General features: G+C 41.9%; 10 protein-coding genes. 9 read left to right on the forward strand and 1 reads right to left on the reverse strand.

Features of this window, described 5'->3' with window-relative positions:
• Positions 1–75 precede the first annotated feature (75 nt).
• A complete protein-coding gene (locus L0M98_RS20390) occupies positions 76–1,254 on the reverse strand; it encodes an OmpA family protein (RefSeq protein ID WP_227217525.1) in 1,179 nt (392 codons plus the stop codon).
• A 375-nt stretch (positions 1,255–1,629) separates the two neighbouring features.
• Here L0M98_RS20390 and L0M98_RS20395 point away from each other — a divergent pair, with 375 nt between their 5' ends.
• From L0M98_RS20395 to L0M98_RS20435, 9 genes are all read left to right on the forward strand, one after another.
• Complete coding sequence (locus L0M98_RS20395) at positions 1,630–2,142, forward strand: GNAT family N-acetyltransferase (RefSeq protein ID WP_227217524.1); 513 nt, start codon at positions 1,630–1,632, stop codon at positions 2,140–2,142.
• 149 nt (positions 2,143–2,291) lie between these two features.
• On the forward strand, positions 2,292–3,470 hold the full coding sequence (locus L0M98_RS20400) for a FecR family protein (protein WP_227217523.1): 1,179 nt from the start codon (positions 2,292–2,294) through the stop codon (positions 3,468–3,470).
• A 259-nt stretch (positions 3,471–3,729) separates the two neighbouring features.
• Positions 3,730–7,158: a SusC/RagA family TonB-linked outer membrane protein gene (locus tag L0M98_RS20405; protein ID WP_227217522.1), complete on the forward strand. Its 3,429-nt coding sequence runs from the start codon at positions 3,730–3,732 to the stop codon at positions 7,156–7,158.
• Between the two features lie 12 nt (positions 7,159–7,170).
• The gene (locus tag L0M98_RS20410) at positions 7,171–8,694 is read left to right on the forward strand and encodes a RagB/SusD family nutrient uptake outer membrane protein (protein ID WP_227217520.1); all 1,524 of its coding nucleotides are present in this window, start codon (positions 7,171–7,173) and stop codon (positions 8,692–8,694) included.
• Between the two features lie 12 nt (positions 8,695–8,706).
• Positions 8,707–9,468: a DUF4843 domain-containing protein gene (locus L0M98_RS20415; protein WP_227217519.1), complete on the forward strand. Its 762-nt coding sequence runs from the start codon at positions 8,707–8,709 to the stop codon at positions 9,466–9,468.
• A gap of 16 nt (positions 9,469–9,484) precedes the next feature.
• Positions 9,485–11,137 carry a PKD-like family lipoprotein gene (locus tag L0M98_RS20420; protein ID WP_227217518.1) on the forward strand — a complete coding sequence of 551 codons (1,653 nt, stop codon included), beginning with the start codon at positions 9,485–9,487 and terminating at the stop codon, positions 11,135–11,137.
• A gap of 82 nt (positions 11,138–11,219) precedes the next feature.
• A complete protein-coding gene (locus L0M98_RS20425; protein WP_227217517.1) occupies positions 11,220–13,559 on the forward strand; it encodes a S9 family peptidase in 2,340 nt (779 codons plus the stop codon).
• Between the two features lie 16 nt (positions 13,560–13,575).
• Entirely contained in the window at positions 13,576–15,915 is a 2,340-nt protein-coding gene (locus tag L0M98_RS20430) for a S9 family peptidase (protein ID WP_227217516.1), read from the forward strand.
• 1 nt (position 15,916) lies between these two features.
• Positions 15,917–18,241, forward strand: coding sequence for a S9 family peptidase (locus L0M98_RS20435; RefSeq protein ID WP_227217515.1), 2,325 nt, complete (start codon positions 15,917–15,919; stop codon positions 18,239–18,241).
• The last annotated feature ends 5 nt before the right edge of the window (positions 18,242–18,246 follow it).

An 18,246-nucleotide genomic window follows, 5' to 3' on the forward strand; every position in this document is an offset into this window, starting at 1 on the left:
CCTTATTTTTACAAAAAAAAAGAACTGTCTAAAACTTGTTAGACAGTCCCTTTTTGCCTAAAGACGGATACGCGTTTATTCTATGATTACAACGCGGTTTAATTCTACATCTCCTTTGTAAAGATTTTCAACTCCGCCTTTACCGATTACTTCCAATTGTTTGGCATCTACGCCGTATTTCTTGATTAAAGCGTCAGCCACGTTTTGTGCGCGTTTTTCACTCAATTTCTGGTTGAATTCGGCGCTACCGGTAGCTTTGTCCGCGTAACCGATTACCTTGTAAACTTGTCCCGGGTTGCTCTTGATGAGGTTAGCGTAGTATTCCAAGTTGATCAGTTCTTTTCTGGTGAGGTTGGCTTTGTTTATTTTGAAGAAAATAGCCAATGGAGCGTTCTTGATAGTCTTTGCTTTGTTTTTTTCTGCATCCAAAGCTTTACGAGTTTGATCCAACTCGTCTTGCAGACGGTCAGCACGACGGATTTGTTCTGCCAATTTTGCTTCTGCAGCGCTCAACATTTCCGGGGAAACACCGGTATATATTGTTTCAGCTTTTTTCTCTCTTCTGAAATTGCGTTGTTTGAATTTGTAGGTAACACCCACGGAAACTCCCAGTATGCCTTCTCCCTTGCATCCGCCTACTTCTCCGTCAAATGCTTGCGGTACTAAACTACCTTTGATTTCCACGTTCACATCGAGGGCGTCAGTTAAACGCATTTTGTTGATCAATCCCGCCGCGAACATGAATTTGGTGTTATCCACGGAAGAACAACCATGGATCATTCCGAAACCGGCAAACGGTACAGCCTCGTAAAAACGATCGGTACGGTATCCCCCAATCCAATTTGATAAGTTGAGCAATCCGTCCACGTGTACATTGAATTGTTGCCATTTTTGTTTGTAGTATCCGTTTTTAAGAGCGCCTTTAGCGTAGATGTTTCCGGCATCAGCCGTGGCACCTCTTAACGTGAAACCGCCTGCTTGAACCCGTGCTCCGATTGTCGGTAATACCCATTTCCCAACGGATAGGTCAAAGGCCGGAGTTAAGCGTTTCCCGAAACTGGCTTTGCTATCACATTCTCCGAAGTAGATTTGTCCCCCGAAATTGAAAGATGTAAACCAGTTATCCCAGAAACCGTTAGTGACGAAGCCACTCCAAGCTTTGCCTTTTTCAGTTTCAAGGTTGTTGCTCTCGTTTTGGGCACTAGCCAAAAGAGGCAATGCAGCGATGCATAACAAAATAAATACTCTTTTCATACAATATTAGTTAATTTGTTATAGGATAATGAACAAAATCACATCCCTTCTAATTCAAAAACGATTGTTTTCATGGCGCAAATATACATTATTTTCATTTATAATACATTTATATTTTATATTTTTTCGAATTGCGTCATTTTTGTGGATGTAATTGTGTTTTTTCGTCATTTGTATAATACAAATAAAATACAATTTTATTGAAAGAAACACATATATCAATTGTGTCGAAATTGTGGCTATCTAGTAATACAAATAGTGAATTTGTGTTTGTTTTATTTTCGCGATAATGATGAGTATGAATTAAATATTCATGTTGGATTGAATTGTTTTTCGGAAGCGTTAAATTTGTTGCAGAATAAAAAAGGTGAAAATATGATACTGGAAACGGAAAGATTGATTTTAAGAGAACTTGTTCAAGAAGATTTTGATGAAGTGTGTAAGTTATTACAAGATCCCGTGGTGATGTATGCTTACGAGGGGGCTTATAATAATCAGGAGGTGCAGGAATGGTTGGAGCGGCAATTCCGGAGATATGCGAATGATGGTTTCGGGTTGTGGGGAGTTGTGGAGAAAGAGAGTGGGGAGTTAATAGGACAATGTGGTGTCACGTGGCAAGATTGTGACGGGAAGCGGGTTCCGGAGGTCGGTTATCTGTTGAGAAAGGAGTTTTGGCATAAAGGGTATGCCACGGAAGCGGCTATTGCTTGCAAGGAGTATGCTTTTGAAAAGTTGGGTTTTGATGAAGTGTACTCGATAATACGGGATACGAATGTCGCTTCTCAAAACGTGGCATCGCGGAACGGGATGAAAAAAGTGGCGGCTTTTGTTAAACATTTTCGGGGTGTTGATATGTTGCATTTGGTTTTTCGGGTGAATAAAACGTAATTTTTTCTTCGTTTCTTTGAGATTTAATATGCTTGTATTCAGGTGAATATGCTGTTGTGTTTTTGATATATCGAATTGCGTACACTTTTTTCGTAAAAAAAAAGAATCCCGTTTAATCCTTTTTTCGAGGGGTCGTGTATTAATAGTGTATGAAAGAGAAAAGTAATATATATCAGTATGACATTGCCGCTTTAATACTGGCGTATTTGCGGAATGAAATTGATGACGAGGGGCGGTCGAAACTCGAAGCATGGCTAGATGAGTCCGATTCCCACAAGGTTCTTTTCGCCCGTGTACAAGATGAAGAGTTGCAAATTAAAGACATTCGTAAGATTGTGTCGTATGATGCGGATAAGGCATGGACGGAAGTAACCCGGAAGGTTGCTCGTCGACACAGGAGGAAATTGGGTGCGATGTATCGTATCGCGGCTTCTGTTGTTGTGGTGTTGGGTGTTTCGCTAGCATTGTGGATGAGTCGGGATAAAAAGTCGGAGAATAAAGTTGTTGAGGTGGCAGAGGTGGTCAAGATTGTTCCCGGGCGTCCGATGGCAACGTTGACAATTGCCTCTGGCGCTGTCTATCATCTGGATTCGTTGGATAACGTGGAATTGGCTTCGGCTTTTGCCGCGAATGATGGTAAGGAAGTTGTTTTTACAGACCTTCAACGTCCGGATTCCTTGAAGGAGGTACGATATAATAAAATAGAAATACCCAGAGGGGGAGAGTATAAAATAACATTGGGCGACGGGACGCATGTATATTTGAATGCCCAGACAGAACTCCGGTTTCCGGAAAGTTTCGCGAATAGCGATCGACGGGAGGTATATCTTTCCGGGGAAGCTTATTTTGAAGTCGCTAAAGATGCGGCGAAGCCTTTTATCGTGCGTTGCAGAGATTATGATGTGAAAGTGTTGGGAACCTCGTTTAACGTGAATGATTACGAGGACGAGAAAGATTCCAAAACTACGTTGGCTTCAGGGAAGATAGAGATTGATATGAACGGTCGCCAGACGGTGTTGAAACCGGGGCAACAGGCTGTGATTAAAGCCGGACGAGTGGATGTGAAGGAAGTGGATGTGGAGGTGTATACCACGTGGATGAAGGAGAATTTCCGGTTCCAGAGCGAAACCATGGAAGAGATATTGAAGAAATTGGCGAGATGGTATAATATAGATGTGATTTACATGGGAGAAACAGTGAAGAATTATCATTTCACAGGGTATTTGCCTCGTTACGCTAATATCGCAGATGTACTGGAATTATTGAGTTTAACGACAAAAATTAAATTTGAATTGAAAGGAAAAACAGTGACAGTGATGGAAAAGTAGTGTAAAGAATAAAGCCGAAGCTGCAACTCCGGCCTTATAAAATGTGTACTAAAAATAAACCCAAAAGGGATTCCACAAATATACGCTATTTTCTTGAAAAAACCAAGTCTGGAGGGTCCCATGTAGTGAATAAATTTCATTACGAGAGTGTGTAATATTTTTTAATAAACATCAGTTGCTTGAAAAGGGGCGATTCTTTCGTGTTTTGCCCCCTTGTTTCAAGTAATCGGATACTAAAAATGACCTAAATAAATTATCAATGAAAAGAAAAATTAAAAACTGCGTGTTCAGTTGTGGTAAACGATCATTGGTCTGCAAGCTGATGATGGTGATGCTGCTACTCACGCATTTCGCATTTTCTAGTGAAAATGCTTTTGGTCAACAGAACATTACAGTTCAGTTTGAGCAACAGTCTTTGAGTGAAGTCTTGCGTGTGTTAAAGCAAAAAACAAATTATGAGTTCCTGTACAACGACGAGGAAATCAAGGGGATTACGGGAATTACCCGTTCATTCACGAACGCCTCCGTGCAAGAAGTTTTGACGGCTTGTCTGGTAGGTACGAAGTATAGCTTCAAGATTGTCGATAATCTGATCGTGATTACTCCGGACGACAAAAAAGATGAGATTAAAAAAGTGACAGTCAAAGGAAAGGTCGTAGATGAAAGGGGAGAAGTTCTTCCGGGTGTGACGGTTTTGTTGAAAGGTACAACTGTCGGAGTGGTGACGGATATTGACGGAAAATTTAAAATTGAATTACCCAAGCGGGATACGATGATTTTGGTTTTCACTTTCGTGGGGATGAAATCACACGAGTTGAACGTGGGTAAGGTGAAAGATTTAAGTAAGGAAATTTCTATTCGGATGGAACCAGACACGGAAAACTTGGATGAGGTGGTGGTAACAGGGTATGCGAACGTGAGAAAAGAGAGTTTTACCGGTAGTTCGGTTACCGTGAAAAGAGACCAGTTGCTGAAAGCTTCCGCGACAAATGTGATTCAGGCTTTACAATCGTTTGATCCTTCTTTTCGTATCCAGAGAAGCAATCAGTGGGGTTCTGATCCGAATATGGTTCCGGAGATGTATATTCGAGGGCGTTCAGGTATAGGGGTTAAAGCGTTGGAACAAGATGCTTTGTCAAAATCTGCATTGGAGAATAATCCTAATCTTCCGACTTTTATCATGGATGGATTCGAGGTTAGTGTACAGAAGGTGTATGATATGGATCCGAATAGAGTGGAAACTATTACTTTGTTGAAAGATGCGGCAGCCACGGCTATGTATGGTTCTCGTGCTGCTAATGGTGTGGTTGTAATCACGACGAGGGCGCCGAAGCCGGGCGAGGTAACGATTTCATATAACTTAACAGGGACGTTGTCTATGCCTGATTTGTCTGATTATAATTTGTCTAATGCCAGAGAAAAGTTGGATATAGAAAAAAGAGCTGGTATTTATACCACAGACTATTTCAATAGTATTTATGATGCGGAGATTGCGTACAATAAGAGATTGGCTCGGGTGGAGGAAGGAGTGAATACCGATTGGATGTCTATTCCTTTGCGTAATGCTGTAAACCATAAACACAGTCTCTCTGTTGAGGGGGGTAATTCGGATTTGCGTTACAATTTAGAATTAGGTTACACGGGGAACAATGGAGTTATGAAGGGATCTTATCGTGAAAATGTAGATCTCGGTTTTACCGTGGATTGGCGATTGAAAGATAAATTGCAGGTATTGAATAAAGTTACCTACACCTATACGGATGCGACGGAATCCCCTTATGGAAGTTTTTCCGATTATGCGCACTTGCAACCGTATGACCGTACTTATGATAAAAATGGTGTTTTGGTGAAAGAGCTTGAGTTCTCTCAAGCTAAAGGATCCAGTAGCTTCTTGAATAACCCTTTGTACGAGGCAAAGTTGAATAATTACGACTTTGATAAAACAGATGAGTTTATCGATCAGTTTATGTTTCAATGGTTCTTTTCCGATGCATTCACGTTTAAAGGACAATTGGCTGTAACAAAATCTATTGGTAATGGCGAGCGTTTTATTGACCCGAAATCATCTAACGCTACGGCTTTGACGAGTTCTAGCAGTTCCACTAATACGACGTTGTTAGGAGATCTTTATGTGGATCGGAGTGATATGACAAAATGGGATTCGCAGTTTGCTGTTTATTTTGCCAAAGCATTCGGATTGCATAATTTAAATGCTTCTGCAACGATCAATGCAATGTCAACCAAGACGGAGTCAACTTCTTCACATTATAGAGGGTTCCCGTCCGGGGAGTTCCATTCTCCTAATTATGCTGCCGAGATTTACCGTAAACCGACCAAAACAGAGAGTGTTCGCCGTTTGCTGGGATTCTTGTTGAGCGCTAACTACACGTGGAATGATATTTATTTAGCAGATCTGTCTATTCGTTTTGATGGTTCTTCCGAGTTCGGTTCCGATCAAAAATGGGCTCCTTTCTGGTCCGGAGGTGTGGGTATCAATATTCACAATTATGAGTTTTTGAAAGATAACGCTTGGATTGATCAATTGAAAATACGTGTTTCATACGGTCAAACGGGTAAGGTTAATTTCCCCTCCTATGCAGCCAAGACTGTTTTCCAGACTTATGACCGTTGGTACGTGACCGGATTTGGTGTAAACTTAAAAGCTTTAGGAAATACGGATCTGAAATGGGAGACTACTAATAAATTGAATATTGGCACGGATTTGCAGTTCTGGAATGAAAGAATTTCGTTAAACTTTGATTATTACCATAACAAGACAGTAGATTTGATCACAGATGTCACTTTGCCTTCTTCTTCCGGTTTTACTTCTTATAAAGACAATCTAGGTGAAACTTTGAACGAGGGATTTGATATTCAAGTGCGTTTTGACGTGTATAAGACAAAAGATTGGAGTGTGTCTTTGTGGGGTAATTTGAACCATAACACGAATAAGATCTTGAAAGTATCCGATGCTTTGCGGGCTTATAACGAGCAAGTAAATGATTACTACGAAGAAGCAGAAGATCGTCAGGATGGAAATAATCCTATATGGAATGCGGAATACTCCAAACCGATCATGAAATATGAAGAGGGTGCTTCTTTGACTTCTATTTTTGCCGTTCGTTCTTTAGGTATCGATCCTGTGACCGGAAAAGAGTTGTTCTTGAATAGAGATGGCTCTATTTCCAATACATGGGCGGCTTTGCAGGAGGTGCGCGTAGGAGATACCGAACCTAAGGCAAGTGGATCTTTCGGAGTGAATCTCGTTTACAAGAATTTGTCTTTGTTTGCTTCATTCAGTTATGACTGGGGAAAACAGACTTATAATGAAACTTTGGTTAATGAGGTCGAAAATGCCGATATACAGTATAGCAATGTTGACCGTCGCGTATTGACAGATCGTTGGCAAAACCCGGGGGATATTGCCCCGTTGAAGGATATCAAAGATATCAAATCGGTAACGATGCCGACCTCTCGTTTTGTGCAGGATGACAATGAATTGTCTTTGAGTGCTCTTACGTTAAGTTATGATTTTAACACGGAATTTGTCAAGAAACTTCGTTTGCAGAGATTGCGTTTTGAACTAAGTTCAAATGATCTTTTCCGGATTTCTACGGTAAGACAAGAACGCGGTACGAGTTATCCGTTTGCGCGGAGTGTGAATTTTTCGTTACGGGCAACGTTTTAAAAATTAGATGCGATGAGAAAATATAAATTATTGTTTTTATTATTGATATCACTGTCCACAATTTCTTGTGACGGATGGTTGGATGTAAAACCGCAAGATGAAATAGACGAAAAGGATCTGTTTGCAAACGGGGATGGATATCGTCATTTGTTGAACGGAATTTATTATGGTTTGTCAAACTCGAGTTTGTATGGTCGGGAATTGACGTGGGGAATTGTTGATGCTTTGGGGCAATGTTTTGATTTTGATAACACTACTTCTGAGACTGCTGGGTGGTTGGGCAGGTATGGTGCTACCGATTATCAATGGGAGCATTATCAATTGAAACCTGCTATCGAAACGATGTGGGAAAATTCTTATAAAATGGTAGCCAATTGTAATAATTTAGTTCAGAATATTGCGAATGAAGATCCAGAGAAATTTTATTACAAAGAAAGAGAAAAGAGTGAGATTTGGGGTGAAGCATTGGCTCTTCGTGCAGCAATACAATTAGATATGGTACGTCTTTTTGCCGCCTCTCCTGCAATGGAAGCAGAGAAGAATAATGTATATATTCCTTATGTTTCAGAGTATCCTTCGTATGTTTCCAAACGTTTGACCGCAGATAGTTGTTTGAGTCTTATTATCCAAGACTTGGAAGATGCGCGGGCTTTACTTTGGAAGGCAGATTCGGGTAGAACTTTCGATGTTCGTTTACGTTTTGAGAACAATACCTTGGGAGAGTCTCTCTTTATTGATTATAAAAGAGGTTATCGATTAAATTATTATGCCGCTACGGCTATTTTGGCAAGAGCTTGTCTATATGCCCAGAAGCCTGAAAAGGCGTACACGTATGCGAAAGAGATTATCGCTTACCAAGATAAAACAAATGCTTTCAGGTTTTATGACCAAACGAGATACGGGGATAAGAAATTTTATTCCGATATCCTTTGGGGATTAGAGTCTTTGGATTTGATAGAGTATGTTAATGCTATTAATGATTTGACAAATCCGGATTCATACTACCATCGCTATATAATGGTGGCAAATGTTAAAGATAATTATTTCCAAGGCGATATAACATCCTCTGGATGTAATGATCTGCGTTACAAGCATTGGATGTATGATTACGGAATCGGGACGGAGTACCGTTTTACGAAGTATGAGAAATATGACAATGAAGATCGGACTCAGGCTAAAATTAATAATTACTTGGTCCCGATAGTACGTATGAGTGAGGTGTATTATATTGCGGCAGAGGCTATTTACAAGAGTAATTTGGAAGAAGCTAAGGGGTATCTTCGTAAAGTGAAATTAGGTCGCGGCTTACGGACTTCAGATGCTTCTATGTTAAATTTAGATAATGCCGATGAGAGCAATTTCATATCCGTACTGATGAATGACGCCCGGAGAGAATGGTTGGGAGAGGGACAAATCTTTTTTATGCACAAGCGTTTAAAAGAAAGTATTCCTGCTGTAAGATCTGGAAATGTCATTCCTATAGATGCTGAACATGCAATTTTGCCGGTACCTGATTCTGAAACTAATTTGAACTAAAAGAATATTGAAATGAAAAAAGTATATGTATTATCAATTATATTGGTTCTATTCGTTTTTGGAGCTTGTTCCGAAAAGGGGATAGCAACGTTCTCGGGGGATCTCGTTTACATTTCGTTCACGAAAGATGCTTCGGCAGACAGTATGATTTATAGTTTTAAAACTTATCCGAGTGGAGAAATTGTGGCAAAAATTCCGGTTCGGGTTCGTGGACATTGGTTGACCGAGTCTCGTGAGTTTACCGTTTCGGCACATCCTGATTCTACCACATTGCCGGAGAGCGCTTATGAATTGCCGGCGAAATGTGAATTTGCCCCCAGGCAGGAAATAGACACGATTGAAATTAAATTTTTCAATAATTTCGAGGATTTGAAAAATAAGAGTTATCGTTTATTCTTACGGATTGATGAAACCGATTGCGTAAAGCAAGGGGAATACGCTTATCGGATAGCGAAATTCTATGTTTCAGATCGGTTGGAGATACCGGAATGGTGGAGTCGTAATGATAATACGGAGTCTAATCCTTATAATATTGTAGAAGAGGTGTACTTGGGAAAATATTCAGAGAAAAAGTATCAATTATTCTTGGATCGTTTAGCAGAAGATAATGCTTCATTGGAGGGTGATGATATGGTGATGATCAAAAAATATGCTTTACGATTGAAATATTGGCTAGAAGATTTTAATAATGATCCGGCGAATATCGCTTCTGGTGCAGCTCCGATGTGGGATGAAGATAACAATCAACTGATGCAAGTTCCTGTTGCCGGTTAATAAAAATAGAAAGAATATGAAACGTATTTTATTTTTGATATTGGTTTTGTTTGCGGCGGGAGCCTGCTTGGATGACAAAACAAACACGGATTATCGTGATATAAATAACTTTGATGGTAATAGTTGGAAAATTACCGGAATCGAGAGTCGGTATAGTTTGTTCCCTGGGGAGTCGGTAACCATAACACCGGAAGTTCGCTTGTCGATAGATACCTTGAATCCGGATGTGGAATGTCGTTGGATGTTGGGTGATACCGAGGTGGCTACGGGACCTTCTTATACTTTCGAGGCAAAGGAGTATGGGGAGTATACATTGACTTTTTTGGCAACAGATAAAAAAACGGGAGTATCATTCCCTGCAGAAACAGACTTACTGGTTGCTCCCCAGTATAAATTAGGGTGGTTGTTTCTTAGCCGTACTGCTTCGGGAAATTCTCGTTTATCATTGTTGGCAGGGAAAAGAATATATGTTCCTTATATGGATGGTAATTATCAAAGACAAAGAGATTCTTTGGTGTATGTGGGTTTTTATACTAACTTGGGCGAATCGTTGGGTTCCGGTCCAATTAAACTTATAGAGGAGTTTACTTACCAAGAGAATTATAACGTCCCGTTGACTTCTGAAATTATGGTTCTGCAGGAAAGCGGACCGATTGAATTGGGCGGTTATGAATTGGATTTCACGGGGAATCCATTAGATGAATTCTCGGGAGTTGCTCCCAGACAAAAGATAAAAGATGCCGCTTTAAGTTGGAGTTGTAAGTGGTTGCAGACAGAGGACAATCTTTTGTATTATTCCGTTGCAAGAGTGACGAGTGATTTACATTCAGGGCGTTATTCTGATGACCCGGCTTTCAATGGAGCAAAATACAAAACATTGGTCGAGGTGATGAAATCTGGAGGATATTATGCCCCGAAATTTTTTCTCGCTATCGATGAAACCAACACCATGTGGGCATTGATAGATAATGGATCAGAAAAGTATAATAGTGGTGGACTCGTTGATCCTCTGAATAGTATCGGTTCGAGAGCGCGTTTGATCAATAATTCGTCGGGAAACTTTGATATGTCGTTGTTTAATAATTTTACAGGAAGGTATATCAAACATGTTTTAGTGAACACGGATGAATACTTTTTGTCACTTATCGAGCGCAATGGCAAATATCTATGGCACAAATATGCTTTGGACTTTCCTTATCGTTATACCACGGGAGATGACGTGAAAGTAGAGAGTTCTGAAACGGGAGAGTTGACAGCAGAAATGTTTACTAATTTCAAGGATGCTGCTTTTGTGTACGGGTATTACGGTGATTGGGAATGGTTGTTTGTCGCTTCTGGAAATAAATTGTACGGAACAGTGATGGACTGGAATGAGCCTCTGCAGGATAGTAGAGAGATTTTTACAGCCTCTGCAGATATAGTATCTGTAAAAGTTCGTTATTTTGGTAATTCGATGTCTAATGAAGAGAATATAATGTATTGCCATCTAGGAGTACTGTTGAAAGATGGAACATTCCTAGTGTTGGAGATTAATTATGAATCGGACGCATTTACTGTTAAAAAGATTTACGAAGAAAATTTGAAAGAATTAGATACTGAAATTGTAGATGTTGTAGATATGATCCATAAATATGGCAGTGGTGGAAATTTCGACGGATATTTGAATTAAACTTTATTGTATTTGAGATAATAATCGACGGGAGTATTTACTCCCGTCGACATATTAATGTTGTTTCGTGTAAATTATTGTTATGAAAAAAACATTCGTAATGTTATGCCTACTTATTTCTTACTTGGGAGGGGATGCCCAACAGAGAGCGAATTATAAGTTGGCAGAAAAGTTTACCCAGATGGGGTTGTCGGGGATTGCCGCCCGGAATAGTATGCGGGTAGTTCCTCGTTATATTCATAATGGGGAGAAGTTTTGGTTTGATTTTAGGACGGACGAGGGGACGATGTATTATCTGGTTGATCCGGTGAAAGCGGAAAAACGATTGCTTTTCGAGAATACGGATATAGCGCAAGGGGTGAGTAGTATTACCCGGAAGGCGTATAACGAGAAGGATCTACAACTATCAAATATAGATTTTTCAAAAGATATGTCGAAGATGACTTTTTCGTTGGGAGGGGGAGATTTCGAGTATAATATGAAGACGAAGAAGGTAAAGGAGTTGCCAAAAAAAGAGAAGAAGGAGGAGGACATGGTGATATACTCGTGGATGTCTTTTTCTCCGGACACGAATTATATAGTATACGCGAAGAATCATAACCTCTATATGAGAGGAAATAAATATAAAGGACAGGATACGACAGAGATTCAGTTGACCACGAACGGGGAACGTTATTTTTCCTATGCCCGGAATGGTCAGGATACGGTATCTGATGAAGAAGCGATGGCAGGGCGTTGGTTCCCGAAAGTGAATAAGGTTTATGTCTTGCGTCAAGACAACCGGAACTCAGACGAGATGGCGGTGATTAATGTATTGGCGAAGCCTAAACCTGTACTGGAACGCTACAAATATGATATGGCGGGAGATAAGAACTTGTCGAAGTGGGTGCTTTCGGTGATTGATGTAGACAAGCGTAAAGTGACGGATTTTAATATCGAGCGTTGGCAGGATCAGGATGCCGAGGTTCGGTACGTGACGGACAAGGGGGATAAGATTTTCTTTGAACGCTATAACCGGGTGCGGGATGAAGTGGAGTTGTGCGTGGGGAACACGGAAACGGGAGAGGTGAAGGTGTTGATACATGAGGTGGATAAACCTTATATTGATTATCATATGCGTAATATCGTTTTTTTGAACGAGGGGAATGATATTCTTTATCGTTCAGAACGTACCGGATGGGCTCATTATTACCATTATGATGGTAACGGGGTTTTGAAAAACACGATTACTTCAGGCGATTGGGTGGCAGGGCAGATTGCTGCTATCGATACGGTGGGCAGAACGATCTATTTGTATGCGCACGGGTATGACAAAAAGATGAATCCTTATTATTACCAAGTGGTGAAGGCTCATCTTGATCGTGAAGGAGTGAAGTTGTTGAGCCCGGAAGACGGACAACACAAGGCGGAGTTTTCTAAATCCCGGAAGTATTTCGTGGATAGTTATTCGCGGGTGGATATGGAGCCGAGATTCACGTTGAAGGATAATAACGGGCGGGTGATTATTAAAGATTTGGCAAAAGTGGATGTGCGGAGGGCTTACGAGATGGGATGGCGTGCGCCGGAACGTTTCGTGGTGAAGGCTGCCGACGGGTTGACTGACCTGCATGGTATCATGTGGAAGCCGGCAGATTTTGACCCGAACAAGAAATACCCGATTATTTCGTCCGTTTACCCGGGACCTTTCTTTGAATACGTGAGTACGTCGTTTACTTTGGATGATAGTTATAATATGAAGCTGGCTCAGCTCGGATTTATCGTGGTTTCCATGGGACACCGGGGAGGAAGCCCTATGCGAGGCAAGTTCTACCATCGTTACGGGTATGGAAATTTGAGGGATTACCCTTTGGCCGATGATAAATACGCTATTGAGCAGTTGGCGGATCGTTATTCTTATATAGATATCACGAAAGTCGGTATTTTCGGTCATTCCGGGGGTGGTTTCATGTCGACGGCGGCTTTGTGTACTTATCCTGATTTTTACACTGCCGCAGTGTCTTCTTCCGGTAATCATGATAATAATATTTATAATAATGGTTGGGTGGAGATTCATCATGGAGTGAGAGAAGCCAAGGAAACGGTAAAAGATAGTGTGAACGGGGAGCGTGAAGTGTCAAAGTTCAGCGTGAAGGTACCCACGAACATGGAGTTGGCTAAAAACTTGAAAGGACATCTTTTGCTCGTGACGGGGGATATGGACAAGAACGTGCATCCCGCTCATACTTTGCGGATGGTGGATGCCTTGATAGAAGCCGGGAAGAATTTCGATATGCTGATATTACCCGGTAAGACTCATGGTTACGGGAGCGCGGATAGATTTTTTGAACGGAAGTTGTGGTATCATTTTGCGAAATACTTGTTAGGGGATACCACTGCCGATCATTACGGTAATATAGAGGAATACAAGGGAATCGAAAATTGAAAATGGAGAATTGAAAATGAGAACAAAATATATCATAATGCTTTTGTTGTTGGTGGCAGGAAGTTCTGTACGCGCGCAACAAAAGGCGAATTTCAAGCTTGCCGATCGTTTCACGAGTCGGAATTTCCGGTCGGCAGATAGAAACAGCATGAGTATATATCCCATGTATATTAATGACGGAGAGTGTTTTTGGTACTCGTTCACGACGGAAGAAGGAAAGCGTTATTATTACGTGAATCCGGAGAAGAGAGAGAAGCGCTTGCTGTTCAACTCGGAAAAACTGTTCGGGTTCTTGAATCAGGAAACGCACGAGGTGTGTGACGCGAAGGATTTCACGTTCCAAGGATTGGAGTTTGATAAAAAAGGGACTTCTTTCACTTTTGATTTCGAGAAACACAAATACCGTTATGATATGAAGACGGAGGAGGTGACGAAGTTGGATACCGTGATTAATAAAGGTTTCGGGGATTCTTGGAAAAAGTATTCTCCGGATAGTACCTATATCATGTTTGCTCAACGTCATAATCTTTATATCATGGGGAATAAGGATAAAGGGAAAGACACGACTGTCATACAATTGACGACGGATGGTGAGAGATATTTCTCTTATTTCAAGGAAGAAGAAGAGGTTGGTACGGATACATTTCCAGCAACTCCGGTTGCCGTGTGGATGAAAGATTCTAAAAAGGTGTATGCCGTGCGGGAAGATACCCGCTACGTGGATGAATTGTTTCTGGTGGACGTGATGGCAACTCCCCGTCCCAAGGTGAAAACGTACAAGTATTCTATGGCAGGCGACCAGAAATTGGAGAAAACCGTGTTGACGGTTATCGATGTGGAAACGAAGGAGATGAAAACGATAGATGTCGATCGCTGGCAAGACCAGTACGTGGATGTACTTTATACCTCGAAGGATGGTAATAAGATCTATTTTGAACGGAAAACCCGGGCTTTTGACGAACAGGAGGTTTGTGTTGCCGATCTCACGACGGGAGAGGTGAAAGTGTTGATTCACGAGATTGACAAACCTTTTATGGATTACAAAATGGCGAATATCATGTTCCTGAATGACGGGAAGGATATTATTTATCGTTCCGAGCGCACGGGATGGGGGCATTATTATCTTTACGATAACGAGGGAAACTTTAAGCATGCCATTACTTCCGGGGAATGGGTGGCAGGGCCTTGCTCGGATATTGATACCGTGGGACGTACGCTTTATTTCTATGCTTTAGGAAAGGATGAAAATATAGACCCGTATTATTATATCCCGTGCAAGGTGAATATTGATAAACCGGAGAGTTTGACACAATTGACTTTTGATAACACGAATCATCAGGTACATTTCTCGAAGTCATTCAAGTATTTCGTGGATATTCACGAGCGGGTGGATATGGTTCCCCGTATCGTGTTGAAAAACCGGAAAGGGAAAGAGATTATGGAATTGGAAAAGCCTGATATTCGCCGGGCTTTGGAGATAGGGTGGAAGGCTCCGGAGCGTTTTAAGGTGAAGGCTGCCGATGGAGTGACCGACCTCTACGGGGTGATGTGGAAACCGTTTGATTTCGATTCGACGAAAGTCTACCCGATTATTTCTTCCGTGTATCCCGGTCCTTTCTACGAGTACGTGCCGACGCAATTCCGGTTGATTCATGACGACAATACCCGTTTGGCTCAATTGGGTTTTATCGTGATTGCCGTGGGACACCGGGGTGGAACGCCTATGCGGGGTAAATTTTATCACACTTACAGTCATGGAAGGTTGCGGGATTACCCGTTAGCGGATGATAAATACGCGATAGAGCAACTGGCTGACCGTTATCCTTTTATCGATGCGACGAAAGTGGGTATCTATGGTCATTCTGGGGGTGGATTTATGTCTACTGCGGCCATCTGTACTTATCCGGATTTCTACAAGGCGGCTGTATCTTCCGCGGGAAATCATGATAATACAATCTATAATCACTGGTGGGGCGAAACTCACAACGGTGTGAAAGAAGAAAAGAAAGTGATCAAGGATAGCGTGAACGGTGACCGGACGGAATCAACTTTTAAATTTAAAGTGGGTACGAATATGGAGTTGGCAAAACGATATAAAGGCGGTCTGTTGTTGATTCACGGATGGATGGATGATAACGTGCATCCGGCTCACACGTTGCGGATGGTTGACGCGTTGATCAAGGCGGACAAGAATTTTGATATGATCATTTTACCGAGGTCGAACCACGGTTTCGGGGGAGCCGAGAATACATTTTACGAGCGTAAGATGTGGTTCCACTTTGCCCGTATTCTGCTAGGAGATGATACCGGGGATTACTATTATGAAGTTGAACAATACAAGAATGGGGATAGATAGGATGATAAAGAAATTTATTATTGGTCTGTTTTTACTTGTTTCGGTCGGGGCGTTCGGGCAGCAAAAAGCGAATTACGAGCTTGCCGAGCGCTTCCGGCGCGTAACACAAGTGCCGTTGACAAAGAATAGTTTGGAAGTACATCCTCGTTATATAAATAATACCGATCGTTTCTGGTATTCTTTCCGCACGAGCGAGGGAAAAAACTATTACTTGGTTGATCCGGCTAAAAGACAAAAACGCTTGATTTTCGACAACGCGGAGTTATTGATGAAAATCAGTGAGATTACTAGGAAGGGATATAACCACAAGGATTTGGAATTGGATTTCACTTTTGACGAGGACGGGGAAACAATCCGTTTCTGGTTTGACCGGAATGATTTCACGTACAATATTAACACGAAAGAACTGAAATTAGCCGAAAAACAGAAAGGGCAGATGAATTATGATCCTTATTGGAAATACTATTCACGGGACAGTTCCTATATGTTGTTTGCCAAGCGGCATAATCTCTATATCGTGGGAAATGCGGCTAAGGGCAAGGACACGACAGAAGTACAATTGACAAGCGACGGGGAACGTTATTATACCTTTAACCGGGAAGATGAAGGCGAGTTGGACGAACGCATGGGATGCTCCGCGAAATGGTTCCCAACCGGACACAAGTTTTATGCTATTCGGGACGATTCCCGTCAAGTCGAAGATTTGTGGTTGATTGATGCTTTGGCAAATCCCCGTCCCCGTCTGAAAACTTACAAGGCAGAATTGGCGGGTGATGAACATGTGATTCAGTTCGAGTTGTTGATCGGGGATGCGAATACCCGGGAGGTGAAAAAGGTTAATATCGATCGTTGGAAAGATCAATATATCGATATCCTGTATGCTAGTAAGGATGCAAAACGTCTTTATTTTCAACGTTATAAAAGAACTTGGGACGAGTGCGAGATTTGTGTTGTCGACACGGAAACGGGAGAGGTAAAAGTGTTGATACACGAGGTAGACAAACCTTATCTGGATTACCAGATGCGAGCCGTTCATTTCTTGAACGATGGGAACGAGATCCTTTTCCGCTCCGAGCGTAGCGGGTGGGGACACTATTATTTGTATGATAAGGATGGTAACTTGAAGAATCAAGTTACTTCCGGGGCATGGGTTGCCGGACCGATCATGAAGATTGACACGGCGAGCCGACAGATTTATTTTATAGGTTTAGGCAAGGAGAAAGAGGTTGACCCTTACTATTATGTTCTTTATCGAGCCGATCTGGATAAGACCGATGCGATAACATTATTAACCCCGGAAAATGCCTCGCATAACGTGGATATCTCTCCGTCGAGCAAGTATTTCGTGGATAGCTATTCCCGGGTGGATATGGAACCTGTCAACGTGGTACGCGATCGGAAAGGCAAAGTGATTTTGGAGTTGGAGAAACCGGACTTGGAGAACCTTTATGCTTTCGGTTGGAAGAAACCCGAACGGTTCAAGGTGAAGGCGGCAGACGGGGTAACGGATATTTACGGTGTGATGTGGAAACCGGCGGATTTCGATTCCACGAAAACCTATCCGATTATTTCGTCGGTTTACCCGGGACCTTTCTTCGAGTACGTGCAAACCCGTTTCACGGTGAATGATGACATGAATACCCGTTTGGCTCAAGTGGGCTTTATCGTGGTATCCATGGGACACCGGGGTGGAACGCCTATGCGGGGGAAATATTACCATACTTACGGGTACGGCAACCAGCGGGATTATCCTTTGGCTGACGATAAATATGCGATCGAGCAATTGGCACAACGTTACCCCTTTATTAACGTGAAAAAGGTGGGTATATTCGGTCACTCCGGTGGCGGGTTTATGTCCACGGCGGCACTGTTGACCTATCCGGATTTTTACAGTGCGGCTGTATCTTCGGCAGGGAATCACGATAATAATATTTATAATAAAGGCTTTGTCGAAATCCATTACAGTGTGAAGGAGAAAAGGCAGGTAGTAAAAGATAGTGCCGGAAACGAGCGGGAAGAAATCACCTTTGAAACCCGGAGCAAGACGAATCAGGAATTGGCGAAGAATTATAAGGGAGGCTTGTTGATCGTGACCGGGGATATGGATCGTACGGTGCATCCGTCACATACCCTGCGAGTGGTCGATGCTTTGATTAAAGAGGGGAAGAACTTCGATATGCTCGTGTTGCCCGGTAATTCTCACGGGTTCTCCGGGGCTGCCGATGAGTTTTTTGAACGCAAGTTATGGTTCCATTTCGCTAAATATCTGTTAGGGGATGCCTCAGCGGATTATCAAGGGGATTTGGATTACTTTTTGGAAAGATAAAAAAT

Source organism: Butyricimonas sp. DFI.6.44, assembly GCF_022132345.1.
In the GTDB taxonomy this organism is placed as follows: Bacteria; Bacteroidota; Bacteroidia; order Bacteroidales; family Marinifilaceae; genus Butyricimonas; species Butyricimonas muris.